Here is a 24,876-nt window from a genome sequence, read left to right as displayed (position 1 = left end):
AAAATATTAAATCTCTTCAACGCTCCAAGCTTTTGCTTTATTGCAAAATAGCGGTTTTGTTTTAGACCAAATTTCTTTAAATGTTACTGATTTTCTGTATTGGTTGAGATGAGCTTCAGAATCCCAAATGCTATAGGTGAAAAAGACATTTTGAGCATTCACATCTCTTAATAGTTCAACGGAATGACAGCCTTTAAAAGTGAGAATCATCTTTTTACTGCTGTTGAATATTGTGATAAAGCTTTCCACTTTATCGTCTATAAACTCCATTTTAACAATGCGTTTTATCATTTAAATTCTATTCTAACCGTGTCGTTAATATGTAATCCCATTAATGCTGCAGCTGAACCATTGTTTAGAGATATTGTTAATAAACCAGTAGAAATAAAAAGCGCTATTGCATCGCCCGCTGCTACTTCGTTGTATTTTCTTTTAATGCTATTTATTGAATAGTGTTCTTTACTTCCTAGATTAATAGAATATGCTCTTTCTTTAGCTACATCTTTAAACAGTCGTTGGCTAATATTAGTGATAGCATTTCCGTAATGATCTATATGTATAATTGAGCCTCGAATATTGTTCTTATCATGTAATGCTTCAAGTTTAGCACTTTCTTTAGAGAATTGACTTATTGGAGTTCCAATGACTTCTAATTTGCCACCTCTAGCTATGTGACATGCAGTTTTAGCAAAAACATCTTTAATTGGAAAGTTTTCATTGTCAGAATCTCTTGTTGCTGTTATTTCTACAATTTTGTCTGGTTTAACATCTAATAGTAATGAGAAAATACCATTGTCTGTTCCAATAAAATAGTGTCCATTGGCATAAACAGCAATATGGTTTGTATCCTCATTGGATTCAGCATTAACCCCTATTATATGAATACTTCCTTGAGGAAATTCCTGATAAACATTTTTAAGAACAAAGGCAGCGTGAATGATGTTAAATGGAGGTATGTCGTGGCTGATGTCTACAATATTAGCGTTATCCAACTGTCTTAAAATAGTTGCTTTAACTGCACTCACATAATGATCTACTGTTCCTAAGTCTGTGGTTAGTGTAATTAGTGGCATAATATTGAGCAATTAATCCAATTAATTGTCTTAAAAAGTTGTTATTTTGTTCCCTCAAAAGTAAGTATAATTTTTACTGATTCGTCAATTAATAGTATAGCTTAGTATATGGGTGAAAAAATAATAGATTTAGGAGGCATCAATCCTCTTGATATTTATGGAACTAACAATAAGACTTTAACCTTTATTCTTGATTTTTTTCCTAAAGTCAAATGTGTTGCTAGAGGTAATACCTTAAAGCTCATTGGAGATGACGAATCCATAGAAGAGTTTGAAAAAAAATTCAGCTTGATGTTGGAGCATTTCATCAAGTATCAAAGATTAACCCATAGTAACATAGAACGAATAATACTAGAAGATAGTGCCGTTCTTCTTGGTGATAACGATACTTTAGTTCATGGACCACATGGTAAAATTATTAAAGCAAGGACTGCTAATCAACGTAAGATGGTTAAAGAGTCGCAAAAAAACGATATGGTTTTTGCGGTTGGTCCAGCAGGAACAGGAAAAACATATACAGCTGTTGCTATTGCAGTAAGAGCATTGAAGAATAAGGAAGTAAAACGCATAGTACTTTCAAGACCTGCTGTTGAAGCAGGAGAGAACCTTGGATTTTTGCCAGGTGACTTAAAAGAAAAACTAGATCCATATTTGCAACCGCTTTATGATGCTCTTAGAGATATGATTCCGTCAGAAAAGTTAAATGAGTATATAGAATATAGAATTATTGAAATAGCACCTCTAGCCTTTATGAGGGGTAGAACATTGGATAATGCTTTTGTAATTTTGGACGAAGCCCAAAATTCAACACATCAACAAATGAAAATGTTCTTAACAAGAATGGGCAAATCGGCAAAGTTTATAATAACAGGTGATGAAACACAAATAGACTTGCCCGCAAAACAGCCTTCGGGCCTTTTAGAAGCTCTAAAAGTCATAAAAAACATAAAAGGCATTAGTGTCATTAAACTCGATGATAAAGATGTCATTCGCCATGAATTAGTGAAAAAAATTATTAAAGCGTATAAATCAAATCAAGACAAAAATGAGTAAGAATGTAATTATTAAAACGGATTTTAATTTTCCAAATCAAAAGAACCTATACAAGGGTAAAGTAAGAGATGTTTATAGTATTGGGAGCGAGCAGTTGGTAATGATCGCATCTGATAGGATATCAGCATTTGACCATGTTCTTCCTGAAGGAATTCCTTACAAAGGTCAGGTATTGAATCAAATAGCGTCTAAGTTTTTAGATGCAACATCTGATATTGTTCAGAATTGGAAAGAATCTACACCTGATCCATCTGTAACTATTGGTAAACGATGTGAGCCATTTATGGTAGAAATGGTAATTATAGGATACCTTACTGGTCATGCTTGGAGAGAATATCGTGATGGAAAACGTATGTTATGTGGCGTTCCAATGCCTGACGGAATGGTAGAAAATCAAAAATTTGACCAACCTTTAATTACTCCTACAACCAAAGCAGAAGTAGGGCATGATGAAGATATTTCTAGAGAAGATATTCTATCACAAGGATTAGTTTCTGAAGCAGATTATGTTATGCTAGAGAAATATACTAGAGAGCTTTTTCAGCGAGGAACAGAATTAGCTCACGATAAAGGGCTTATCCTTGTCGATACCAAATATGAATTTGGTAAGGATTCTAATGGAGAAATAACTCTTATTGATGAAATTCATACCCCAGACTCTTCTCGGTACTTTTATATTGATGGCTATGAAGAGAATCTAGCGGCAGGAAAACCACAAAAACAACTCTCTAAAGAGTTTGTTAGACAGTGGCTTATCGAAAATGGTTTTCAAGGTAAAGATGGACAGAGTATTCCTCATATGAGTGCTGAATTTTGTCAATCAGTTTCTGAAAGATATATCGAACTATTCGAACATATTACAGGAGAAAAATTTGTCAGAGAAGATGTTTCAAATGTACTCAGTAGAGTAGAACAAAACATATCCCAATATTTAGATAAATAATTAAAAATGCCCCAGAACGGGGCTTTTTTTTTAATAAACTGGATAGGACACAGTTACAGGTGATTTGATGCATAGCATTCTTCCCTTGGCTAAAACTTCATAACTCAATGATTCTTCATCTTCTACAATAAAGAAATCATCTTTCTGAACACGGACTTGTTGTATTTTTAATCCCCCTTCAATAAGATAAAAGGAGTAATAATATTCTTTTTCTATGGGCAATTGAAAATTCCCAACTTCAAATGCAATTTCTGTTATTTCAATATTTTCACTATCTAGTTTAATAGTAGAATTTTCTCCAACTATGGTTGTGATATTATTCTCTTTAGGTAAATCTTTAGCTTTAACATCTAAATATTTTGCAGGAGCACTAAGTGTTTTTCTTAAATCTGGATTGAACCAAATTTGAAAAATCTTGGAGTCAGCTTGCATTGCTTCTGCATGTGAAATACCTGAACCGGATTGAATGAGTTGAACATCTCCTTTTTCTAATGGTATCCATTGCCTGAGTAGGGTGTCATAATGCTGAATATTTCCTTCCAAAACAATAGACATTATTTCAAAACCTCTATGAGGATGAAGCCCAATGACACTGTCTTTTTTAGCTACAGCGTGTGCCCAATAGAATAAATTGGAATAGGGTTTCAAATTTCCACCATCTTGTGGAAAGCCTAGAGGCTTGTTTTCAGTGATGTCTCCACCGTTGAATTCACCATATGCCTGATTAGAAGTTGGATAATGTTTAATCATACAATAAATATACAAAATTAAATGTATATACATATAATGTTTATACATATATTTGTGTTTATGAATTTAGAACAATCCATTTCACAAGCTAAATTTGATTCTGAACAAGAGAAGCTAATGATTAATGTTATTTATTCTGCAAATCTGTTGAATTTGATAACCACTCGATTATTCAAACCTTTTGACTTGTCACCACAGCAGTACAACGTTTTAAGTATCCTAAGAGGTCAGAAGGGTAGCTCTATAGCTTTGATGGAGATAGAAAATAGAATGTTAGATAAATCTTCTAATGTATCTCGATTAGTTGATAAATTAATTTCTAAGGACTTAGTGAACAGGAGTGTTTGTTCTGATGATAGAAGAAGAATAGAAATCCTTATTACTTCAAACGGGATATCTATTTTAAAAGAAATTGATGCAATTCTTAGTGAAATGAATTCAAAATTAAAAGAGCTCATTTCTGATGATGATGCTAATCAGACAAATCGTATTTTAGACCATTTAAGAGAAATACAACAATATTATTAGAATTATGAAAAAGACTAGATTAATAAACAATGTTGAGATTCAAGAGCTTGACCAAGCGGTAGAGTTAAAAGTGATTACTAAGTGTCCAACAAAATGGATTTTGATAGACGAAGAAACTGGACAAGTTTACAGGGGTTCTGAAAATAAAGAAATAGGTAAAATGTGGGAATTAATCACTAAACAAAAGTAATTCATCGACTACCAAATATTGACGAGCCAACCCTTATCATATTACTTCCTTCCTCAATAGCAATTTTATAGTCACCACTCATTCCCATCGATAATATAGAAAGGTTTTGATGATTGCTTCTAGCTTTATCAAAAACAGTTTTTAGGTATTTAAATTCCTTTCTTATTTGAAGAGTATCATCACTAAATGTAGCCATTCCCATTAATCCATCAATGGAAACGTGAGTTAATTCCATAGCTAATAATTCCATAGCTTCTTCTTGGTTTAAGCCAAACTTATTGGATTCTTGGGCAATGTGAATTTGTAAAAGGCAATGTATTACTCTATCGTTTTGTTTAGCTCTTTTATTAATTTCCTTCAAAAGTTTTTTAGAATCTACTGCGTGAATAAGTGAAACGAATGGAGCAATATATTTCACTTTATTGCTTTGCAAATGCCCAATCATATGCCATTGAATATCATCAGGAAGGGTGGCAGATTTTTCTACTAATTCTTGAACTTTATTTTCTCCAAAAATTCGTTGTCCAGATTCATATGCTTGGAGGATGAACTCATTAGGTTTAGTTTTAGAAACAGCTACTAACTGAATGTTTTTCTCTATTGAATTCTGTATAGATTCTATGTTTGCTTTGATGTTCATTTAATCTATAAGGTCATAAATAAGCATGCCGCTTCTTAGCTTAGGTTGAATGTATGTGCTTTTAGGTGGCATTGATTCTCCTTTGTTGGCTACTTCTTTAATCTGACCAACGCTAATGGGTTTTAGAATAAAAGCCGTTTTAAATTCTTTTGAATCTACTTTGCTTTCAATTTCTTCTAAACTGTGAGTGCCATCTATAAAAGCTAATCGTTTATCGTTTCTGGGGTCTACTATATCTAGTATAGGAGCTAATATATTCTTTGATAAAATTGCAGGATCTAATTTTTCAACACAATGTTTTCTATTGACGTATTGTTCTTTAGCAATTAGTGAATACCATTTTTGAGATATGTATAGCGCTATTTCATCTTTTTGACTGGGCTGAAAAGATGTGCTGACTTCTTTTAAATCGTATTTCTCACTGATGCGCTTTAAAAATTCATTATCAGAAAGACCATTTAAGTTTTTAATCAACCTATTGAAACTGATGATTTTAAGTTGGTCTTCAGCAATGAGATAACTCATACAATAGTCTGTTTTTGAGCTTTTTATATTCTTCACTTCTGTGTTTAAGAGGCTAGAGGATGCAAAACGATGATGGCCATCAGCGATATATAAATTCTCAATTTCAGAAAATGATTTTTTAATTAATTCTATATCATTCTCATTATCTACAAGCCATAACTTGTGTTGAGATTTGTTAGTTGTTGTAAATTCGTATTCGGCTCTTTCTTCAGTGTATTTTGCTATAATTGAGTCAATAGACTGATGATTAGGATAGGTCAAAAGAACTGGTTCGGCATTAAAACCTGTTGTTTCTAGATAAGTTTTAAATAGCTTCTCTCTTTTTTCTATGGTTTGTTCGTGAATTTTGATATTTCCTTTAATATAATCTAGTACCGATGCAGCGCCAATTAATCCGATGAATGAATTGTTATCAGCATTAATTTTTTGGTAAATGTAGAATAGATTTTTTTGATCTTTTTTAAAAATACCATCTTTAGTGAAGCGGTAAAACTTTTCTTTAACGAGTTTGAATTTTTCGTTATGATCTTTGACTTCTTTTCCAACAGAAAAATCGGGATTAATGATATGCAGAAAAGTGTATGGGTTGTTTTTTAATTTTTCAGTAAGAGTTTCTTTTGAATAACTAAGATAGGAACAGCTAGCCACAAGAGAAACTTTATCTCTAGTAGGGCGTATTGCAGAGAAAGGAACTATTTTAGCCATAGTGAAACCATTTTAAGACTTTTAAGGGAGCGTTAAGTTAGTTAAAATAAGAGATAATCTTATCAGCTAACTCTTGGCCTATTCTATCTTGAGCTTCATTTGTAGCAGCTCCAATATGCGGTGTCAAAGAAACTTTAGACTGCATTAATAATTTAATTTGAGGTTGTGGTTCATTGTCGAAAACATCAAGACCAGCTGAAGATACTTTACCGCTATCTAATGCATTCATCAACGATTCTTCATCTATCACGCCACCTCTGGCTGCGTTAACTATGCCCACACCGTTTTTCATCATTTCGAATTCCGCTTCACCAATAACAGCCTTATCTGAAATTTTAGGTATATGAAGGGTTATATAATCACTTTCTTTAAGAACTTCTTCAAATGTTATGGTTTTAATCTCGAAAGTTGCTTTCTGACCATCAAAAAATGATAATTCAACAGATGCATTTCTAATGAATTTGTCGTTTGCAATAACTTTCATACCTAGTCCAATAGCTCGTTTAGCTACTTCTTGACCAATTCTACCAAAGCCAATAATCCCTAGTGTTTTACCTTTCAATTCAGACCCTTTAGCATATGCCTTTTTCAATTCTTTAAATTTAGAATCGCCTTCAAGCGGCATTTGTCGGTTTGAGTCGTAAACAAAACGCACCATATTAAAAAGGTGAGAGAAGACTAATTCAGCTACTGATTCTGATGATGCTGCTGGAGTATTAACAACCTCTAATCCTTTGCTTTTAGCGTATTCAACGTCTATATTATCCATGCCAACGCCTCCACGTCCAATCATTTTTAAATTTGGACAGGCGTCTATGAGTTCTTTTCTAGCTGTAGTAGCAGAACGCACTAATAAAACACTAATATTTTTTTCATTGATAACATTAGCTAATTGTTCTTGCGCTACTTTTTGGGTTATTACTTCAAAACCAGCAGATTCTAAGGCGTCAATTCCTAATTGAGAGATGCCATCATTGGCGAGTACTTTTGTCATTATGCTTTTCTTTCTAATTCGTTCATTATTTCCACTAATACTTGTACGCTATCTAGTGGCATAGCGTTATACATTGATGCTCTGTAGCCTCCTACAGAACGGTGACCTTTTAATCCGTTTATACCACCATCGGCACACATCTTACTAAACTCATCTTTCAATGCATCATTGGTAAGAAGAAATGTAGCGTTCATGGTTGATCGGTCTTCAATACTAGCGCTTCCTTTAAATATGGAACTTTTGTCTATGGTGTTGTATAAAAGCTCGGCTTTTTGTTTGTTTATATTTTCTATCCATTCAATACCACCATTTTCTTTTAGCCAACGCATAGTTAACATACTTACATAAATTGGAAATACTGGGGGAGTGTTGAACATACTGTCTTTAGCGATATGCGTATTGTAATCCAACATTGTTGGAATTTCTCTACCTGTATGACCTAATATTTCATCTTTAACTATTACTAGTGTAGTTCCAGCTGGACCTAAGTTCTTTTGAGCTCCAGCATAAATCAGTCCAAATTTTGACACATCAATTTTTCTACTAAAAATATCCGATGACATATCGCATACTGTAATAACATCAGTATTTGGGAAATCTTTCATTTGTGTTCCAAATATGGTATTGTTGGAAGTACAATGAAAATAATCTAAATCACTAGGGATTTCATAGCCTTTGGGTATGTAACTGTAATTTTTATCTTTTGAACTAGCTAATACTTGGGTGTCGCCAAATAATTTAGCCTCTTTAATAGCTTTTGAAGACCAAGCACCTGTATCTAGATAGCCAGCCTTGCCATTGATCTTCATTAAATTGTTGGCTACCATCAAAAATTCCATACTAGCACCACCTTGCAAAAACAATACAGAGTAACCTGAAGGCACATCCAGTAACTCTTTTACACTTTGTATAGCTTCGTCCATAACAGCCACAAAATCTGCGCTCCTATGGGATATTTCTATTAAAGAAAGGTCAAGGTTATTGAAGTTTAAAATCGAAGAAGAGGCTTCTTTAAAAACTTGTTGAGGAAGGATACAGGGTCCAGCGCTAAAATTATGCTTTTTCATTATTTATTTATTATATCTGCAAAAATGCGGTATTATTTTTATTTAGGAAACAAACCACCATCAATTTTTTTGATTTTGGGAACATTAACTTTGTTAGGGTTTGTAATATTTTCTTTGAATTTAAAAGTGCCATTTTTTAACTCAAAGGCATCGACACTGCCATCGGGTATATAGAAATCATATAAACCAGTCAAATCATCGCTTATTGGTATAAGATGTGGAAATACTATACTTTGAATTTTTTCATTAAACCTTACCGATACAGCAGCATCTTCTTTGTATTCAAGGATAAAACGATGGTATCGCTTTTTTTGATGTCTAAAGATGGGGGCACCGAAAGTTAAGGATTTAGAAATGGACAGAACGTCTATGATTTTTTTGTTGCTTCTTTCATCATTTCCATCCCAGCCCAAAAGCAGGTAGTAATCTTTTTTACCTCTTTTAAAGTGTGTTAGGTTATAATAAAGAGCACCAATCCATTGGCTATTATTTAGTTTTAGAGTGTTGGCTAATTTAACTTCACCTTCTAGAGGTTTAAGGTATTCTACTCTATATTCTTTTTTACTGTTATAGTATTGTACAATTGCAAAATATTTATTGGTATTGTTAGAAAGGGGAATATACCAATTGATGATTCTTAGTTTTTTATCTTTTGATGTAAGTATGGGGAATGAAGTGAGTTGTTCAAAATCATATTTTAATGACTTGGGGTCGTCAAGAACATAATCCCATAATTCAATAAAATCGGCATTTGCTTTGAGCTTTTCTTGGTCAGAACTACCATTACGAAGTAGGGGAGCAACCTTTGATAATTCTGTTTCGTAATAGGTGAAATCAGTCTTTTGTGCTAAAGCAGAAAAAGTAAACAAGAGTAAAATCGATTGTGATAAAATGGCTTTATGTAGCAATCGATAAATCATCAAGAATGTAAAAAGTCTTTTTTAGAAAGAAGTTCTGTTTCTGTTTCAACGTTATCCTCGTCAGGAATACAACAATCAACAGGGCAAACTGCAGCGCACTGAGGCTCATCGTGAAAACCTTTACACTCTGTACATTTGTCGGTGACTATATAATAAACGTCATAATCTACAGGTTCTTGTGAAGCATCGGCATCATAGTCGCCACCACTTTTAGGTGTAATAGTACCAGATAAAGAAGTTCCGTCAGAAAAATGCCATTCCATACCGCCTTCATAAATAGCGTTATTAGGGCATTCAGGCTCACAAGCTCCGCAGTTGATACATTCGTCAGAAATTTTAATTGCCATTTGTTTAACTAAAAAGGTTAATAGTTTTAATTTTGTGGTACAAATATACTAAGAAATGATAATAGAAGATAGAATTAAAGCTTTCAAAAAATTAGGTGATTTTTTGATTGGTTTTAGTGATGGCAAATTGAACAAAGATCATCATTTAGATCATATAATTCAAGCTTCATCATCTTATAATGGTTGGTTTACTTCAGGCAACATAAGGTCTTCTATATCAGCGATATGTGAAAATTTAAGTACTGATAAATTAACGAACTGGGTGTCATCTTATTCTTTGCCCGTAAAGCAAAAAAAGAATGTATCTATCATTATGGCTGGAAATATTCCTTTGGTGGGTTTTAATGATTTTTTATGTGTTTTGATTAGTGGTCATAGAGCTATTATTAAACTATCCTCTAAAGATAATCGCTTATTTATTCCTATTGTTGATGAACTTATTAAGATAGAGCCTCGCTTCAAGAACGACATAAAATTAGTAGAAAAGGTTGAAGGTTTTGATGCAGTGATCGCTACTGGTAGCAATGAGTCTTTTAAGCATTTTGAATATTATTTTAAAGACTATCCTACTTTACTTCGTAAAAGCCGTACTTCAATAGCAATACTAACAGGAGAGGAGAGTTTAGAGGAAAGAAAAGCTTTAGCAAGTGATATATTTCTATATTTTGGTTTAGGGTGTAGAAATGTCACTAAATTATATATCCCTAAAGATTACGATTTAAATCTATTGTTTGAGGTATTTTATGATTATCAGGATGTTGTTTTGAATAATAAATACGCTAACAATTACGATTATTTTAGGGCTATTTACATGATGGGAAATCACAATATATTGGAAAATGGTTTCCTTATCCTTAAGGAGGACAAATCTTTACATTCTCCTGTGGCGGTATTAAATTATGAATATTATGATGAAAAGGATTCTTTAATGCTTCAATTAGAGGAATTAAAAGACGATATACAGTGTGTTGTGGGGAAGGGTTTCATTCCATTTGGTAAAGCACAACACCCACAATTAGAAGATTATGCTGATGGCGTCGATACTTTAGGTTTTCTTGAAAATATTTAATCTAATTTTTCATAAGCTCCAATATCAGGACTAATAGCTCTACTATTTCCTAAAATATCGATAAGAAACTCGTTACTTATACTCAATTTACCTGCATCAATTGCGATAGAGTTATCTCTCAATTGAAAGTCTTGCTCTTGAGGGTTTACAAAAATATATGATCCACTATTGATTTTAAGGCTGTTTATTTGAGTTAAATTATAGAGTGAAGAGTCGGGGTGGAGTTTAATCAAACAATGATCAAACAGATAGTTAAATTCGCTATTCGAATTATTCTGTAATTCTATTTCATGGGCAGCACTTCCATCAATGATACAATTAGTAAAATCAGCTTCGGTTAACGCTCTTGTCTGTATGTTTTCATTGATATCTTCGTAGTAGTTATTCATAAGTAGAACAGGTGTATTTCTACTACCATAACTGTAATAGTTGGCAAAAGTGCAGTGATTAAAGCGATAACGACCACCAATATTGAGTACTAGGTTATAACGTCCACAATTTTTAATAACATTATTGTATCCTGTTACATAGCTGCCTTGAGCAAAAAGACCAATATCACTCATGTTCTCTATGATGGTATTGTTTACTTTTAGAGTTGGTTCAGAAGATGGCCCAAGGGTATCTATTTTGATTCCTACAGTTCCATTTCTTATAATAGCATAATTGATATTATTATTGACACTTCCAGGAGCTAACCATATCTGGCTCCATTGACCGGGCGCATCCTGATACCATTGCTCTAATCTATCTCCTTGAAAAACAACTTCATTGCCTAATGTACCATTTACATTAAGAGTTCCACCATTGTTATTGGCTAGTATTGGATTGCCAATTATAAGAGCAGAATTGGCGTGGCAATAAATTTGAGCACCTTCTTCAATGCTAAGGGTTGCGTTGGGTTCAACAATGACATAGCCATAAATAACATGGGGCTTGTCGTTAGTCCATGTTGTATTTTGTGAGATAGAGTGGTAACGAAAATTAATAGTATCAGAATCACTAATAAATAGATTGTCATTGGGTGTATAAAAATTAGCATTTTGACCATAAGCTACTAGACTTATATTTTGCTTCTTACCATTTGTTGTAAATTCTAGATCATTAGTTACGATATAGGGTGTGTTTTCATTATTGGGGTTTACTGTCACTTCAATAAATACAAAAAGACTATCCTGGGCAGCGAGTTTAATGTTTTGGCTTTGATCTATGGGCATACCATCCACATTAATTCTATAAACATTAGAAGTATTATTTTGTGCTAGACGAATGCTCTCAATAGTAACAGGGTTAGAATTGTTATTATAAACGATGAATTTTTTCGTAGCACTTCCGATACTAGTAAAGACTGTATCAAAAAGAATGGAGTCATTAGAGAAAGATAATGATCCAGGACCACTATCTGCAAAAAAGTCTTTTCTACAAGCACTAAAGCCTAAGCAGATAAGAATAGCTATCAAAAGATTTCTTGTTGTCATAGAGATGCAAATATAGCATAAACGACTACTTGGAATTTATAGTATAGTAAATTAAATAATTGTGGGTTTGCTAGTTTGTGATAAGTGTTTATATTTGCACTCCAAATTATTAGAATAATGAAAAAAGGTATACACCCAGAAAATTATAGACACGTTGTATTGCAAGACATCTCAACGGGTTTCACTGTATTAACTAAATCTACAGCTAATACCAAAGAGACTATCAAGTGGGAAGATGGTAACGAATATCCATTAATTAAAATGGAAATCTCTTCAGATTCTCATCCTTATTATACTGGAAAAATGAAATTAGTTGATACGGCTGGTCGTATCGATAAGTTCAAGAATAAATACTCTAAGTTTTCTAAATAACGAGAGTTTATTCCACAAAAAAAACCCATTCATACGAATGGGTTTTTTTATGATTTGGTTTTTCTTTATGATAGAACTTTTAGCTTCGGAGCACTATCAAGCATCTCTTGACTAGCAAAGTCTGAATATTTATCAAAATTAGAATTAAAAGCTTGTGCTAACTCGTTGGCTTTTGAATCGTAAGCACTTTTATCTTCCCATGTATTCTTTGGGCTTAATATTTCTGATGGGACATTTTTACATTCAGTTGGCATTGCAAGTCCAAATATTTCATGTGTGGAGTATTCGACATTATTCAAATCACCCTCTAGAACAGCCGTTATTAGTGAACGGGTATATTTTAAGCTTAATCGTGCGCCCACTCCGTATGATCCGCCTGACCAACCTGTATTGACTAGCCATACATTGACATTACTACTTTCCATCTTTTCTCCTAGTAATTCAGCGTATCGGGTAGGGTGTAAGGGTAAAAAAGGAGCGCCAAAACAAGCAGAAAAAGTAGTGCTTGGCTCAGTAATACCTTCTTCAGTTCCTGCTACCTTAGCCGTATAGCCAGAAATAAAGTGGTACATGGCTTGCCCAGTACTAAGTTTAGCTATTGGAGGTAAAACACCAAAAGCATCACAAGTCAAAAAGAAAATATTTTTTGGAGCATTACCAACCGAAGGAGTTGCAGTATTTTTAATGTAATGAATAGGATAACTTACTCTTGTATTTTCAGTAATTGTACTGTCTTCAAAGTCCACTTCGTTAGTACCTTCTTTGAATATGATATTTTCTAATAATGCGCCCTCTTTAATAGCAGCAAAAATATCGGGTTCTTTTTCAGCAGTAAGGTCTATACATTTAGCGTAACAACCCCCTTCGAAGTTAAATACACTGTCATCACTCCAGCCGTGTTCATCATCACCAATCAATTTTCTGTTAGGGTCGGCAGAAAGGGTAGTTTTTCCTGTTCCAGAAAGTCCGAAAAAGACAGCAGTATCACCATCATTACCGACATTGGCAGAGCAGTGCATAGACAATACATTTTTCTCATGAGGTAAAATAAAATTCAATACGGAGAAAATGCCCTTTTTAATTTCACCTGTATATCCTGTGCCACCAATTAATATATTTTTTTCTGTAAAATTGATGATTGCAAAATTATGTTGACGAGTGCCATCTTCTTCAGCATTTGCCATAAATGACGGTACATTTAAGATTGTCCAATCTGCTTGGAAGTTACTTAACTCATCGTCGGTAGGTCTTAAGAACATATTGTAGGCAAACATATTCGACCATGGGTATTCATTAACTACTCTGATATTAAGTCTAAAATCATCGTCAGCGCATGCATACACATCCCTAACAAATACTTCTTTTCCTTTGAGGTAAGAAGTTACTTTATTATATAGTTTGTTATATTTTTCAGGACTAAAAGGAATATTTACTTCACCCCACCAGACCGAATTTTCGGTTATGCTATCCTTCACTACAAATCTATCTTTGGGTGAACGGCCTGTGAATTCTCCTGTATTGACAGATATAGCACCAGATTTAGCTAGTTTAGCTTGATTCTTGTCCAGTGATAGTTGAGCTAATTTTTGGGGTGAAAGATTCCAATGCGCAGTAACATCGAAAAGACCTAAACTTTTTAATTCATTATTCATAACAACGATATTAGTTAGGCTGACAAATATTAGAATTAATACTTAACTCACAAAAAATAGATGACTATATTTTGATATTTTTTAAAACCTAATTACTAGATAAGAATTTAATTTTCACATCAAAAACAAGGTGTATTTAATACACTTTGATAGCTATTAAAATGTCTATTGTTCGGCATTAAAAGTGTAATGTAGAAATTTAGAGTATTTACATTTTTTTGATAGGAAGTGTCACTATAAAATGTGAATGTTATATTAATCTTTCTCTCTAAGTTAAGTCTTTATAGATTTGATATTAATATTAACTCAAGTTTTATAGCAAGTGCATTTATGACTTTACAGTTCTGACTAAGAACATTAGCCACCCAATAATTAGTAAAACCCCTCCAATAGGAGTAATGGGTCCTAGAAAAGACAGATTCCAGTTTAACCATTCTTGTAAGCTTAAAAAGTAGATTGAAAAACTAAAACATATAATACCTATTATAATTAGGCTGATAATAAACGAATTCAATTTTAGTTTATCATAGTTAAAGCCGATAATGAGGAGTGCTAGGGCTTGATACATTTGGTATCTAACTCCAGTTTCGAAGCTAGATAGTTTATCAACACTAATTATATCTTTTAGTGTATGTGCACCAAAAGCTCCTAGTATAATAGCTAGTATTGCTAAAATAGCTGCTGTTGAAATAACCTTTTTGTTCATAATTTTATTTGCTGCTAATTTACATATATTAGCCATTCAATAAATAAAGATATGAAACGAATATTGGTTGTTGGTGCTGGATTGTCCGCTACATCTTTAATAGACTACCTTCTAGAAAAATCAGATATTAATAATTGGCAAATTACGGTTGCTGATTATGATTATAATCTAGCTTTACAAAAGGTAAATAACCACCATAATGGTAAAGCCTTAGAATTTGATGTCTTTGATGTCGAGCAACGTAATGATGCTATTCGTGATGCTGATATAGTCGTGTCTATGTTACCTGCAAGTATGCATGTATTATTAGCTGAAGATTGTGTTATTCAAGGTGTAAATATGATTACAGCATCTTATGTGTCTGAACAAATAAAGACTCTAGATGAAAAAGCTAAAGAAAAAGGGGTCTTATTACTTAATGAAATGGGTTTAGATCCTGGAATAGACCACCTATCTGCAAAAAAAATCATTGATGAGATTCAAGAACAAGGAGGTCAAATAACACTTTTCAAATCTTTCTGCGGTGGACTTGTAGCCCCTGAATACGACAACAACCCTTGGAATTATAAGTTTACTTGGAACCCTAGAAATGTGGTTTTAGCAGGGCAGGGCACAGCACAATTCATAAGAAATAAACAGCTTAAATACATTCCTTACGGTAAATTATTCAGTAGAACAGATTTGATTGAAGTTCTAGATGAGGGGCAATTTGAAGGTTACGCCAATAGAGATTCTCTTTCCTACAGAGAAACCTATAACCTCAAGGATATTCCAACTATGTTTAGAGGAACGCTAAGAAGACCTGGTTTTTCTGAAGCATGGGATGTTTTTGTGCAATTAGGCATGACTGATGATTCTTTCAAAATTTCTAATTTGTCAGAAATGACTTGGAGAGAGTTTACCAATTCATTTTTAGTGTATGATGATGTAAGGAGTGTAGAGGATAAATTACAATCTTATTTTTCTGTTGACCAAAACATACTTGATAAACTGGCTTGGCTAGGCTTGTTTGAGGATAAAATGATAGGATTAGAGGAGGGTAGTCCTGCTCAAGTTTTACAACATTTATTGGAAGACAAATGGGCTTTGCAGTCCGATGATAAGGATATGATTGTAATGCAGCATTTGTTCGATTATACCTTGAATGCGAAGAGCTACCATTTAAAATCATCCTTGGTTCTTAGAGGCAAAGACCAAGCCCATACCGCTATGAGTATGACAGTAGGTTTACCGGTAGCTATCGCTACAGAACTCATTCTAAATGGTAAGATTTCTCTAACGGGAGTAAGGATACCTATTGATAAAGAAATATACTTGCCTGTTCTCGAAAAATTAAAAGAATTTGGAATAGATTTTGTAGAGGAAAAATTTACAACTTAAGATAAAAATCTTCACACAGTTTGTTATAGTCCTCTGTATAGTTGTGTCGGCTGTTTTCTATGGTTAAATAGCATTCATTTAAGAGAACTTTTTTCTTACTTAGAGAAATTAGTAAGCGTTTTACTGGGCTAGTATGATTTCCTTTCACCCAACACATTTGAGTAATGTAAAAGCCTACATTTTTGGCTTTTGTTTTTATATTTTCATATTCATCGACTGGCACAATAATAGTAAGCTGTCCTTTTTCATTTAAAAGATTAAGACATGCCTCTATTAAATACTCTAAACTTAAACTATCGTTATTTCTGGCTGTTGCTCGAGCAAGGTCTTGAGATTGGGTAGTGTTTCTAAAATAGGGTGGGTTACATACAATCAAATCATAATTTGATGAATGAGTATAATCCTGTAGTGAACAATGTTTTACTGAAATTCTGTCTGACCATGGTGAGGACTGTGCGTTCAACTCAGCTTCCTGTGCTGCCAATTCATTAATTTCGATGGCTTGTATTTGGCTATCAGTAAAGCGTTGCGCTAACATTATAGCGATTAAGCCTGTTCCTGTGCCTATATCTAGTATTTTTTGTGGGTATGAAGTTGGATTTACCCAAGCACCAAGTAAAACTCCATCTGTTCCCACTTTCATAGCAGATTGCTCTTGAATAATGCTAAACGATTTGAAATGAAAAGTCATTTAGCGTTTATCATTAAAGGCTTTCCAGAGTAAAATAATAACCATTAGCTCAATAGCAACTAAAAGAAAGTGAATATAATAGACTTGTTCTTGTTTTTCAGACAATAGGTCAAAGTGCTCTACGCTTTTGTAAAAGGTATAAGAGGCAGCCATACCTACTAGGTAGCCAATTTGTTTAGCCATATCTATTTTGGTAAGCATACTATCTTCTTTGAATACTAAAGTTTCGGCACGTACCAAATAAGAGCCAAAGACAAAAGTTATCTGATAACCAATGTATATTAAAAGGGCTATTTGATAACTATAAGAAAAAATCAAAAAAGCGACTAGCATAGCCAATACGATAACTTCAACAGCTAGAGAAATTCTAAAAAAGTAATAGGCGTTTAAAATTTTGTAGTAATACTTAGCAACAATTATCATTGCAGCTGCTAAAACGATACCACCAAGCGAATATACCGATGGTTCTAAAGGTTCATAGATAGTAAACACACTACCTATAGAAAGGCCTAAAAACAGAGAGTTAAACCATTTGTATAGGATAAAAGCTTTCTGATTAAGGTTAATATTAGATAGCATATATTAATAATAACAATTTCTGCGCACCTTAGCGATATGTTTTGCTAGACGAAGCACTTGACGGGTATATCCGTATTCATTATCGTACCATATGTATAGTACAATAGATTTACCATCATTTGAAACTTGTGTTGCTGGACTATCATATATTGAAGGGCAACTATCACCAACGATATCCGATGATACGAGTTCATTATTTACTGAAAAGCGGATTTGCTCTACCAATTCAGAGTCAAAAGCGGCATTGTGGATTAAGTTGTTAACACCTTCTAAAGTCGTTTCTTTTTCTATTGTTAAGTTCAATATGGCTAATGAACCATTGGGAGTAGGAACACGAATTGCACTAGATGTTAATTTATTTTCTAATGATGGTATTGCTTTAGTAACAGCTTTTCCAGCGCCTGTTTCAGTGATAACCATATTCAAAGCTGCAGCACGACCTCTTCGGTATTTGCTGTGCATATTATCCACTAGGTTTTGGTCGTTGGTATAAGCGTGAATAGTTTCTAAATGCCCTTTTACGACACCTAAATTCTTTTCTACGACTTCTAATATTGGAGTAATAGCATTGGTGGTACACGATGCAGCAGAAAAAATATCTTGATGGTCAATATCTACATTATGATTGACGCCAAAGACAATATTAGGAACACCTTTTCCAGGAGCAGTCAATAAAACTTTAGCTACACCTTTTGATTTAAGATGTAGGCTCAAAGCCTCTTTATCTCTAAATACTCCCGTATTGTCAATTACTAAAGCGTCATTGATTCCATATTCGGTATAATCAATAGAATCAGGACTCTTTGCCGCTATCATTTTTACTGAACGACCATTAATAATCAAGGCTTTATTTTCAAAATCCTCCTTTACTGTTCCAGTAAATACACCATGAACAGAGTCTGTTCGTAGTAGTGAAGCTCTTTTGGTAATATCCTTTTCTGAATTACTTCGAGTAACAATGGCTCTCAGTCTCAATTGACCACCAGCATTATCTTGTAAGAACAGTTCTCTGGCTACTAATCGACCGATACGACCAAAACCGTAAAGAATAACATCTTTTGGTGATAAGTTATTATCAGTATTGCTATAAATAGATAGCTTATCTTTAATAAAGTTATTTAGTTCGTCATCGGATTTATTTTCTTTATTCCATTCATAGGCTAATTTCCCAAGATCTATTTTAGTGTTTTTGATGCCCATTTCTAAAATAGCTTTTGCTAATGGCAATGTTTGATGCACACTAATGTTTTGTTTAACAAATTTAGCGGCATAATCATGAAGATTCAATATTTCACTGATACTTAAGTGGGTCATCCTGTTTCTAAACATAACTAGTTCAGTAGAACACTCCAGAATTAAACGGCTAACAACATTAGATAATTCAGATGTTGTTTTTTCTTTCTCTATCCAGAGGGATAACTCGTTATCGTAATTTTCAGTTTTCATTTTAAGTAAGGTGTAAAGGTATGTTAGTTAGTTTCGGCAAATTTACAGTTTTGATATTCACAAACAATAAAATTTTAGAAAAATGAAAAGTGTACAAAATACGTTTGCTTTACTTAAATTTGAAGCATGAAAATAGAGTTTCACAAATATGAGGGTGCTGGAAACGACTTTATTATGATTGACAATCGGGCTAAGCGTTTCGATACTTCAAATCATAAACTTATCAAACACCTGTGTAACCGAAGAAAAGGAATTGGAGCTGATGGCTTAATTTTATTACAATCGGTAGAAAACTATGACTTTGAAATGATTTATTTCAATGCCGACGGTCAATTGGGTTCTATGTGTGGCAATGGTGGAAGGTGCATAGTGGACTTTGCTAAACAATTGAACCTATTTGACAAAGAATGTCATTTTTTAGCATGTGACGGTGCTCATCAAGCGATATGGAGTCAGTCAGAGGTTACTTTAAGAATGCAAGATGTTCATAACATTGAAGTTGGTGAAGGGTATTTCTTCTTAGATACAGGCTCACCGCATTATGTTAAATTTGTTGATTCAATAAACGATTTAGATGTAGTTAGTGAGGGCAAAAAGATACGTTATAATACACGTTTTAAGGATGATGGCACGAATGTCAATTTTGTAGAGTTTAATGATGACAAATTGTATATAAGAACTTATGAAAGGGGTGTGGAAGATGAAACTTTAGCTTGTGGTACAGGTATTGTTGCTTCAGCTCTTTCGGCTTTTGAGTCTGGATTAATAAGCACACAATCCATAGAAGTTAAGGCCTTTGGTGGTGATTTAAAAGTAACTTTTGATAAAGACAAAAATTATACAGCTATAAATTTAATGGGTCCATATCGCTGTGTTTTTAAAGGAGAAACGATATGCTAGAAGGAGAAAATATTAAGTTGAGGGCTTTAGAGCCAGAAGATTTAGATTTATTTTACCAATGGGAAAACGACTCTACTATTTGGAAAATAAGCCAAACATATGCTCCTTTTTCAAAGCATATTTTATCAAGATATCTAGAAAATGCACATCAAGATATATTTACAGCAAAGCAACTTCGATTAATGATTGAAAAAGATGGAGTTTCTATTGGCACCATAGAGCTTTTTGATTTTGAACCTATTCACATGAGAGCTGGTTTGGGTATATGGATTGTTCAAGAGTCAGATAGGAGAAAGGGTTATGCCAAAGAAGCTCTTAGACTGATGATAGAGTATGCTTTTTTCAAATTACAACTCAATCAGTTGTATTGCAATATATCAGCTAGTAATCAGCCTAGTATAAACCTATTCAGCTCATTAGACTTTATGTTGATTGGAGCAAAGAAAAAATGGAATAAATCTCCCAATGGTTGGGAAGATGAATTGATGTTTCAATTGTTGTGCGATTAGTTTATGTGTACATATTTTTTGCTTTAGTCAGTTGTACGAGCAAGGTTGAGCCCTATACCTCTTATCTCAATCATAATGATACGGTAGCCTATGTAGGGAAGGAAAGTTGTATGGCTTGTCATTACGATATTTATCAAACCTATATTCATACTGGAATGGGACAGTCTATGTCCTTAGCTACGCCATCAAATAGTGAAGCTATTTTTACGGATAAATCTATATTAAAAGACACCTTTCACAATTTTCATTATCAGCCATATTGGAAAGATAGTGTGTTGAAATTAAAGGAGTTACATGACTTCGGTGAACGTATAGAAGATGTGGATTTTATTGTTGGTTCAGGACATCATACTAATTCGCATTTGTGGGAAGAAAATGGATATGTTCATCAAATGCCTTTTACTTACTATACCCAAGATGGGCACTTGGATTTCCCACCCGGTTTTGAAGGTGGGTATAATAGCCGTTTCTCTAGAAAAATAGGCTTAGAATGCATGAGTTGTCATAATGCAATGCCTGACTTTGTTTTAGGTTCTGAAAACAAATACAATTCTATCCCTCAAGGTATAGATTGTGAACGCTGTCATGGTCCCGGTGAATTACACGTTCAGCGTATGATGAACGGAGAAATAGTAGATACTTCACAACATATAGATTACTCTATTGTAAACCCTAAAAAATTGTCATTAGAGGCTCAATTTCAAATTTGCATGCGCTGTCATCTTCAAGGAAATACGGTCTTAGAAGAAGGTAAAAGCTTTTTGGATTTTAAGCCAGGAATGGAATTGTCAGATGTAATGACCGTCTTTGTGCCTAGGTACAAAGACGATAACACTTTCATTATGGCTTCTCATGTGGATAGATTTAAGCAAAGTGCTTGTTTCACCAATTCCGAAATGAATTGTATTACTTGTCATAACCCACATCATTCGGTTAAGAAAGAAAGTCCAAACTTCTTTAACGACAAATGTTTGTCTTGTCATGACGATTGTAAAGATGAGTTTAGAGAAAATAATAATTGCGTTGAATGTCATATGCCGTCATCATCTACAATTGACATTCCACATGTGAGTATTCACGATCATAAAATAGGAATCCATAATCTTAAAGACACTCTCCATCCTAAGGGTGAATTCATAGGACTTGAGGCGGTTAATAATTCTAATCCATCGAAAATAACTAGAGCAAAAGCCTATTTATATCAGTACGAAAAATTTGATTCTCAACCGTATTTGCTCGACTCAGCACTTAGCTTATTAAATTCTATTTCTTTGGAAAAGTCTTTTAAAGAACGCATACACCTTTACTACCTTAAAGAAGATGATATTTCTATTTTAAATATTTGTAACTCTTTAGATGATTTATCTCTTGATAAGAAGTCATATGACAATTCTGATGCTTGGACAGCTTATCGAATAGCGCAATCTTATCAAAATCAAGGGTTGAGTAAACAAAGTTTATCATTCTATCTGATATCAGTGGACTTGAGCCCTTATGTATTAGATTTTCGCTTGAAGTTAGCAGATATGTACTCCTCATTATTATTATACCCAGAAGCGGAGAAAGAATACAGAACCCTTTTGGCGCAGTTTTCAAAGCATGAAAACGCATGGTGTAACTTGGGTTATGTTTTGCTACAGCAAGGACAACAGCAAGCCGCTTTGGACTGTTACAATAATGCTTTAGATTTAAACCCTCAACACATACAATCTCTATTGAATAAAGCAAGTTTAATGATTTTGAAAGGTGAAATTAGTAAAGGAAAGTTATATTTGAAGCTAATTTTAGATATAGACCCTGATAACGCCAAGGTTGAGTATCTTTTGAGTACACTTTAATGAGAAAGAAGAAAAGTTTTTTTACAAAATTTATTTGGAGTTTAATAGGCGTTCTTTTTTTAAGTGGCGCTATTACGGCATCGGTTTTTTTAGGCAGAATATATAAGCCCAATGTATCTTTAGAGTATCAAAAAGACGTTTATATTTATATTCCTACTGGTGCTAGTTTTGAGGATGTTTTACAGATACTTTCAGATGAAGGTGTCATCATCAGTTCGTCTTCTTTTCGTTGGATTTCGGAGCAGAAGCGTTATACCAATAACATCAAGTCGGGTCGTTATCTTTTAAAAGATGGCATGAACAATAATGAGCTAGTTAATCTGCTTCGTTCTGGACGTCAAACACCTGTCAATGTAGTTTTCAATAACATGCGTACTAAAGAAGAGTTTGCTGGTAAAATAGCCTCTCAGATAGAATTAGACTCTTTAGAGATTTTGGATGCTATGCTAGATACCATTTTTTTAAATCAAGTGGGGTTAAATGCTTTTAATGTCAGTAGTTTGTTTATACCCAATACCTATGAATTTTATTGGAATACTACCGTAACGAATTTTCTTTCACGTATGGTTGCAGAACACCATCATTTTTGGAATAATAGCCGTAGGGCAAAAGCTAGGCAATTAAATTTATCTCCTGAAGAAGTGGTTACTTTAGCTTCTATAGTAGAGAAAGAAACTCTTCAAAAAAGTGAGCAGCCAATAGTAGCGGGATTATACATTAACCGCCTGAGAAAGGGTATGAAATTACAATCCGATCCAACCGTGATTTTTGCCATTGGCGATTTTTCAATTAGACGGGTACTGAAGAAAGATTTAAAATACGATTCTCCTTTCAATACATACAAATACAAAGGATTACCTATAGGGCCAATCTTTTTACCATCCATTCGTGCTATAGATGCCGTATTAAATTACGAAAAGCATGATTATTTATACATGTGTGCAAAAGAGGATTTTTCAGGATTTCATAATTTTGCCGTATCTGGATTGCAACACTATGCTAATGCAGCTAAATATAGAAATGCCCTGAATAACAGAAACATTAAAAGATAAAACATTTATGAAAATTAAATTTGGAACTGACGGCTGGAGAGCTATAATAGCACAAGACTACACTGTAGATAATGTAGCACGAGTAACCGTAGCTGCCTCACAATGGTTAAATGATAATTTCGATAATCCATCGGTAGTTATTGGTCACGATTGTCGTTTTGCAGGGCCTTTATTTGCTGAAACAGCGGCTAAGGTATTTAACCATTTTGGTATTAAGGTAACTATGGCAGACCGTTTTGTGAGTACGCCTATGCTTTCTTTGGGTGTTGTAGAGCTTAAAGCTGATTTGGGTGTTGTTATTACAGCTAGTCATAATCCGCCAGAATACAACGGCTACAAGCTTAAAGGGAATTTTGGAGGTCCATTGTTATCAGACGATATACAAGCGGTAGAAGATATTATCCCTGATACTCATGGCTTGGATTTAAAAAGCCTAACAATGGATGGAGTAGAAACGGCTGATTTGGTTCAGATGTATTTGGATAAGGCCAAAGCTAATTTTGACTTAGAGGCTATTAATAATTCAGATTTCAATTGGGGTTATGATGCTATGTATGGTGCTGGTAGAGAAGCTGTTCCAGCTTTATTACCTGAAACGACCTTATTCCATTGCACTAATAACCCCGGTTTTAAAGGCACTGCTCCTGAGCCTATACACAGAAATCTTTTAGAATTTTCAGAATATATCAAAACTACTGGCAAAATAGATTGCGGTTTAGCTACCGATGGTGATGCCGATAGGATAGGGCTTTATAATAGCAAAGGTGATTTCATTGACTCTCATCACATTATTTTGTTGTTAATTCATTATTTGGTAAAATATAAGGGAATGAATGGCAAGATTGTTACAGCCTTTTCTTGTTCAGTTAAGGTAGAGCAAATGTGTAAGCATTATGGATTGGAGCACGAAATTGTCAAAGTAGGGTTTAAGCACGTAGCAGGAGTGATGCTCAAAGAAGATGTTTTACTAGGTGGTGAAGAGTCTGGTGGTGTCGCTATCAAAGGGCATATTCCTGAAAGAGATGGTATATGGATGGGCTTAGTCATTTGGGAATACATGGCAAAGACAGGTAAGAGTTTAGACGATCTTATTCAAGAAGTGTACGATATAGTAGGGGAATTTGCCTTTGAACGTATAGACTTACACCTTGATGAAGCTAAAAAGTTAGAAATAGTAGAGAATTGCGAGAAAGGTGTTTATACAGCCTTTGGCGATATGCCAATAGTAAAAACAGAAACTATTGATGGTTTTAAATACTACTTCGATGCAGACAGTTGGATAATGATACGACCTTCAGGAACAGAACCCGTATTGCGTACCTATGCTGAAGCTAAAAATCAAGCTAAGTGTTTTGAGATTCTTAAAAAGGTACATCAAGCTCTACTAGATTAGATTTGACGCTTTGATCTTTTAATAAAAGCAAATCCGTAATCTTATTTTTCTTTAGGTTCAAACATTGTATAATATTTAG

Annotated in this window: 27 protein-coding genes; 12 read left to right on the top strand and 15 right to left on the bottom strand. The window is 33.8% G+C overall.

Translation table 11 applies throughout. The annotated features are described in order from the left end of the window. Positions 1 to 6: 6 nt before the first annotated feature. Entirely contained in the window at positions 7 to 291 is a 285-nt protein-coding gene (locus P8I29_05720) for an antibiotic biosynthesis monooxygenase (protein MDG1917300.1), read from the bottom strand. Continuing rightward, a complete protein-coding gene (locus P8I29_05715) occupies positions 288 to 1,073 on the bottom strand; it encodes an SAM-dependent chlorinase/fluorinase (protein ID MDG1917299.1) in 786 nt (261 codons plus the stop codon). Before P8I29_05715 ends, P8I29_05720 begins: the two co-directional genes overlap by 4 nt. Before the next feature lie 108 nt (positions 1,074 to 1,181). Here P8I29_05715 and P8I29_05710 point away from each other — a divergent pair, with 108 nt between their 5' ends. Next, the gene (locus P8I29_05710; GenBank protein MDG1917298.1) at positions 1,182 to 2,126 is read left to right on the top strand and encodes a PhoH family protein; all 945 of its coding nucleotides are present in this window, start codon (positions 1,182 to 1,184) and stop codon (positions 2,124 to 2,126) included. Further along, positions 2,119 to 3,069 carry a phosphoribosylaminoimidazolesuccinocarboxamide synthase gene (locus P8I29_05705; protein ID MDG1917297.1) on the top strand — a complete coding sequence of 317 codons (951 nt, stop codon included), beginning with the start codon at positions 2,119 to 2,121 and terminating at the stop codon, positions 3,067 to 3,069. Before P8I29_05710 ends, P8I29_05705 begins: the two co-directional genes overlap by 8 nt. Before the next feature lie 30 nt (positions 3,070 to 3,099). On the opposite strand, the gene P8I29_05700 is transcribed toward P8I29_05705, so the two are convergent. After that, positions 3,100 to 3,819: a pirin family protein gene (locus P8I29_05700; GenBank protein ID MDG1917296.1), complete on the bottom strand. Its 720-nt coding sequence runs from the start codon at positions 3,817 to 3,819 to the stop codon at positions 3,100 to 3,102. A 60-nt stretch (positions 3,820 to 3,879) separates the two neighbouring features. On the opposite strand from P8I29_05700, the gene P8I29_05695 reads away from it, so the two are divergent. Both P8I29_05695 and P8I29_05690 read left to right on the top strand, forming a co-directional pair. Continuing rightward, the gene (locus P8I29_05695; GenBank protein MDG1917295.1) at positions 3,880 to 4,347 is read left to right on the top strand and encodes a MarR family transcriptional regulator; all 468 of its coding nucleotides are present in this window, start codon (positions 3,880 to 3,882) and stop codon (positions 4,345 to 4,347) included. 4 nt (positions 4,348 to 4,351) lie between these two features. Continuing rightward, positions 4,352 to 4,537, top strand: a complete 186-nt coding sequence (locus tag P8I29_05690) for a hypothetical protein (protein MDG1917294.1) — start codon at positions 4,352 to 4,354, stop codon at positions 4,535 to 4,537. Between the two features lies 1 nt (position 4,538). Here P8I29_05690 and P8I29_05685 read toward each other — a convergent pair whose 3' ends face one another. Genes P8I29_05685 through P8I29_05660 form a run of 6 tightly spaced genes read right to left on the bottom strand, consistent with a single transcriptional unit; the run spans position 4,539 to position 9,735 of the window. After that, complete coding sequence (locus tag P8I29_05685) at positions 4,539 to 5,177, bottom strand: YggS family pyridoxal phosphate-dependent enzyme (GenBank protein ID MDG1917293.1); 639 nt, start codon at positions 5,175 to 5,177, stop codon at positions 4,539 to 4,541. Beyond that, on the bottom strand, positions 5,178 to 6,407 hold the full coding sequence (locus P8I29_05680; protein MDG1917292.1) for a DUF1015 domain-containing protein: 1,230 nt from the start codon (positions 6,405 to 6,407) through the stop codon (positions 5,178 to 5,180). Positions 6,408 to 6,444: 37 nt separating this feature from the next. Next, positions 6,445 to 7,401, bottom strand: coding sequence for a D-2-hydroxyacid dehydrogenase (locus P8I29_05675; GenBank protein ID MDG1917291.1), 957 nt, complete (start codon positions 7,399 to 7,401; stop codon positions 6,445 to 6,447). Further along, entirely contained in the window at positions 7,401 to 8,468 is a 1,068-nt protein-coding gene (gene serC, locus P8I29_05670; GenBank protein ID MDG1917290.1) for a 3-phosphoserine/phosphohydroxythreonine transaminase, read from the bottom strand. The genes P8I29_05675 and serC overlap by 1 nt, the downstream gene beginning before the upstream one ends. A 38-nt stretch (positions 8,469 to 8,506) precedes the next feature. Continuing rightward, positions 8,507 to 9,388 carry a hypothetical protein gene (locus P8I29_05665; protein MDG1917289.1) on the bottom strand — a complete coding sequence of 294 codons (882 nt, stop codon included), beginning with the start codon at positions 9,386 to 9,388 and terminating at the stop codon, positions 8,507 to 8,509. Further along, positions 9,388 to 9,735 carry a 4Fe-4S dicluster domain-containing protein gene (locus P8I29_05660; GenBank protein ID MDG1917288.1) on the bottom strand — a complete coding sequence of 116 codons (348 nt, stop codon included), beginning with the start codon at positions 9,733 to 9,735 and terminating at the stop codon, positions 9,388 to 9,390. Before P8I29_05660 ends, P8I29_05665 begins: the two co-directional genes overlap by 1 nt. Before the next feature lie 55 nt (positions 9,736 to 9,790). On the opposite strand from P8I29_05660, the gene P8I29_05655 reads away from it, so the two are divergent. After that, positions 9,791 to 10,804 (top strand): acyl-CoA reductase, encoded by a 1,014-nt coding sequence (locus P8I29_05655; GenBank protein MDG1917287.1) that lies wholly within the window; start codon positions 9,791 to 9,793, stop codon positions 10,802 to 10,804. On the opposite strand, the gene P8I29_05650 is transcribed toward P8I29_05655, so the two are convergent. Further along, on the bottom strand, positions 10,801 to 12,279 hold the full coding sequence (locus P8I29_05650) for a hypothetical protein (GenBank protein ID MDG1917286.1): 1,479 nt from the start codon (positions 12,277 to 12,279) through the stop codon (positions 10,801 to 10,803). The genes P8I29_05655 and P8I29_05650 overlap by 4 nt on opposite strands. 117 nt (positions 12,280 to 12,396) lie before the next feature. On the opposite strand from P8I29_05650, the gene P8I29_05645 reads away from it, so the two are divergent. After that, on the top strand, positions 12,397 to 12,651 hold the full coding sequence (locus P8I29_05645; GenBank protein ID MDG1917285.1) for a type B 50S ribosomal protein L31: 255 nt from the start codon (positions 12,397 to 12,399) through the stop codon (positions 12,649 to 12,651). 65 nt (positions 12,652 to 12,716) lie between these two features. Here the strand turns inward: P8I29_05645 and pckA are convergent, their stop codons facing one another. Both pckA and P8I29_05635 read right to left on the bottom strand, forming a co-directional pair. Then, positions 12,717 to 14,303, bottom strand: coding sequence for a phosphoenolpyruvate carboxykinase (ATP) (gene pckA / locus P8I29_05640; GenBank protein ID MDG1917284.1), 1,587 nt, complete (start codon positions 14,301 to 14,303; stop codon positions 12,717 to 12,719). A 328-nt stretch (positions 14,304 to 14,631) separates the two neighbouring features. After that, positions 14,632 to 15,009, bottom strand: a complete 378-nt coding sequence (locus P8I29_05635; GenBank protein ID MDG1917283.1) for a DUF423 domain-containing protein — start codon at positions 15,007 to 15,009, stop codon at positions 14,632 to 14,634. 51 nt (positions 15,010 to 15,060) lie between these two features. On the opposite strand from P8I29_05635, the gene P8I29_05630 reads away from it, so the two are divergent. Continuing rightward, the gene (locus tag P8I29_05630) at positions 15,061 to 16,389 is read left to right on the top strand and encodes a saccharopine dehydrogenase NADP-binding domain-containing protein (GenBank protein MDG1917282.1); all 1,329 of its coding nucleotides are present in this window, start codon (positions 15,061 to 15,063) and stop codon (positions 16,387 to 16,389) included. Here the strand turns inward: P8I29_05630 and P8I29_05625 are convergent. Genes P8I29_05625 through P8I29_05615 form a run of 3 tightly spaced genes read right to left on the bottom strand, consistent with a single transcriptional unit; the run spans position 16,379 to position 19,105 of the window. Continuing rightward, on the bottom strand, positions 16,379 to 17,080 hold the full coding sequence (locus P8I29_05625) for a methyltransferase (GenBank protein ID MDG1917281.1): 702 nt from the start codon (positions 17,078 to 17,080) through the stop codon (positions 16,379 to 16,381). The genes P8I29_05630 and P8I29_05625 overlap by 11 nt on opposite strands. Then, complete coding sequence (locus P8I29_05620) at positions 17,081 to 17,659, bottom strand: hypothetical protein (protein ID MDG1917280.1); 579 nt, start codon at positions 17,657 to 17,659, stop codon at positions 17,081 to 17,083. It lies immediately after the preceding gene. 3 nt (positions 17,660 to 17,662) lie between these two features. Next, positions 17,663 to 19,105 (bottom strand): glyceraldehyde-3-phosphate dehydrogenase, encoded by a 1,443-nt coding sequence (locus tag P8I29_05615; protein ID MDG1917279.1) that lies wholly within the window; start codon positions 19,103 to 19,105, stop codon positions 17,663 to 17,665. Positions 19,106 to 19,231: 126 nt separating this feature from the next. Between P8I29_05615 and dapF the strand changes: the two genes are divergently transcribed. Genes dapF through P8I29_05590 form a run of 5 tightly spaced genes read left to right on the top strand, consistent with a single transcriptional unit; the run spans position 19,232 to position 24,797 of the window. After that, positions 19,232 to 20,005 carry a diaminopimelate epimerase gene (gene dapF / locus P8I29_05610; protein ID MDG1917278.1) on the top strand — a complete coding sequence of 258 codons (774 nt, stop codon included), beginning with the start codon at positions 19,232 to 19,234 and terminating at the stop codon, positions 20,003 to 20,005. Next, positions 19,999 to 20,514: a GNAT family N-acetyltransferase gene (locus P8I29_05605; GenBank protein ID MDG1917277.1), complete on the top strand. Its 516-nt coding sequence runs from the start codon at positions 19,999 to 20,001 to the stop codon at positions 20,512 to 20,514. The genes dapF and P8I29_05605 overlap by 7 nt, the downstream gene beginning before the upstream one ends. A gap of 5 nt (positions 20,515 to 20,519) precedes the next feature. Then, positions 20,520 to 22,352, top strand: a complete 1,833-nt coding sequence (locus P8I29_05600) for a tetratricopeptide repeat protein (protein ID MDG1917276.1) — start codon at positions 20,520 to 20,522, stop codon at positions 22,350 to 22,352. Beyond that, entirely contained in the window at positions 22,352 to 23,404 is a 1,053-nt protein-coding gene (gene mltG, locus P8I29_05595; protein MDG1917275.1) for an endolytic transglycosylase MltG, read from the top strand. The genes P8I29_05600 and mltG overlap by 1 nt, the downstream gene beginning before the upstream one ends. Positions 23,405 to 23,411: 7 nt before the next feature. Further along, entirely contained in the window at positions 23,412 to 24,797 is a 1,386-nt protein-coding gene (locus P8I29_05590; protein MDG1917274.1) for a phosphoglucomutase/phosphomannomutase family protein, read from the top strand. Positions 24,798 to 24,876 lie beyond the last annotated feature (79 nt).

Source organism: Flavobacteriales bacterium (assembly GCA_029248105.1).
Taxonomy (GTDB): Bacteria; Bacteroidota; Bacteroidia; order Flavobacteriales; family UBA7312; genus UBA8444.
This window is presented reverse-complemented; position numbering and strand designations above follow the sequence as displayed.

Bases quoted from the DNA above. Each gene is read 5' to 3' on its own strand.
- P8I29_05720 (MDG1917300.1), bottom strand. From the start codon at position 291: ATGATAAAACGCATTGTTAAAATGGAGTTTATAGACGATAAAGTGGAA.
- P8I29_05715 (MDG1917299.1), bottom strand. From the start codon at position 1,073: ATGCCACTAATTACACTAACCACAGACTTAGGAACAGTAGATCATTAT.
- P8I29_05710 (MDG1917298.1), top strand. From the start codon at position 1,182: ATGGGTGAAAAAATAATAGATTTAGGAGGCATCAATCCTCTTGATATT.
- P8I29_05705 (MDG1917297.1), top strand. From the start codon at position 2,119: ATGAGTAAGAATGTAATTATTAAAACGGATTTTAATTTTCCAAATCAA.
- P8I29_05700 (MDG1917296.1), bottom strand. From the start codon at position 3,819: ATGATTAAACATTATCCAACTTCTAATCAGGCATATGGTGAATTCAAC.
- P8I29_05695 (MDG1917295.1), top strand. From the start codon at position 3,880: ATGAATTTAGAACAATCCATTTCACAAGCTAAATTTGATTCTGAACAA.
- P8I29_05690 (MDG1917294.1), top strand. From the start codon at position 4,352: ATGAAAAAGACTAGATTAATAAACAATGTTGAGATTCAAGAGCTTGAC.
- P8I29_05685 (MDG1917293.1), bottom strand. From the start codon at position 5,177: ATGAACATCAAAGCAAACATAGAATCTATACAGAATTCAATAGAGAAA.
- P8I29_05680 (MDG1917292.1), bottom strand. From the start codon at position 6,407: ATGGCTAAAATAGTTCCTTTCTCTGCAATACGCCCTACTAGAGATAAA.
- P8I29_05675 (MDG1917291.1), bottom strand. From the start codon at position 7,401: ATGACAAAAGTACTCGCCAATGATGGCATCTCTCAATTAGGAATTGAC.
- serC (MDG1917290.1), bottom strand. From the start codon at position 8,468: ATGAAAAAGCATAATTTTAGCGCTGGACCCTGTATCCTTCCTCAACAA.
- P8I29_05665 (MDG1917289.1), bottom strand. From the start codon at position 9,388: ATGATTTATCGATTGCTACATAAAGCCATTTTATCACAATCGATTTTA.
- P8I29_05660 (MDG1917288.1), bottom strand. From the start codon at position 9,735: ATGGCAATTAAAATTTCTGACGAATGTATCAACTGCGGAGCTTGTGAG.
- P8I29_05655 (MDG1917287.1), top strand. From the start codon at position 9,791: ATGATAATAGAAGATAGAATTAAAGCTTTCAAAAAATTAGGTGATTTT.
- P8I29_05650 (MDG1917286.1), bottom strand. From the start codon at position 12,279: ATGACAACAAGAAATCTTTTGATAGCTATTCTTATCTGCTTAGGCTTT.
- P8I29_05645 (MDG1917285.1), top strand. From the start codon at position 12,397: ATGAAAAAAGGTATACACCCAGAAAATTATAGACACGTTGTATTGCAA.
- pckA (MDG1917284.1), bottom strand. From the start codon at position 14,303: ATGAATAATGAATTAAAAAGTTTAGGTCTTTTCGATGTTACTGCGCAT.
- P8I29_05635 (MDG1917283.1), bottom strand. From the start codon at position 15,009: ATGAACAAAAAGGTTATTTCAACAGCAGCTATTTTAGCAATACTAGCT.
- P8I29_05630 (MDG1917282.1), top strand. From the start codon at position 15,061: ATGAAACGAATATTGGTTGTTGGTGCTGGATTGTCCGCTACATCTTTA.
- P8I29_05625 (MDG1917281.1), bottom strand. From the start codon at position 17,080: ATGACTTTTCATTTCAAATCGTTTAGCATTATTCAAGAGCAATCTGCT.
- P8I29_05620 (MDG1917280.1), bottom strand. From the start codon at position 17,659: ATGCTATCTAATATTAACCTTAATCAGAAAGCTTTTATCCTATACAAA.
- P8I29_05615 (MDG1917279.1), bottom strand. From the start codon at position 19,105: ATGAAAACTGAAAATTACGATAACGAGTTATCCCTCTGGATAGAGAAA.
- dapF (MDG1917278.1), top strand. From the start codon at position 19,232: ATGAAAATAGAGTTTCACAAATATGAGGGTGCTGGAAACGACTTTATT.
- P8I29_05605 (MDG1917277.1), top strand. From the start codon at position 19,999: ATGCTAGAAGGAGAAAATATTAAGTTGAGGGCTTTAGAGCCAGAAGAT.
- mltG (MDG1917275.1), top strand. From the start codon at position 22,352: ATGAGAAAGAAGAAAAGTTTTTTTACAAAATTTATTTGGAGTTTAATA.
- P8I29_05590 (MDG1917274.1), top strand. From the start codon at position 23,412: ATGAAAATTAAATTTGGAACTGACGGCTGGAGAGCTATAATAGCACAA.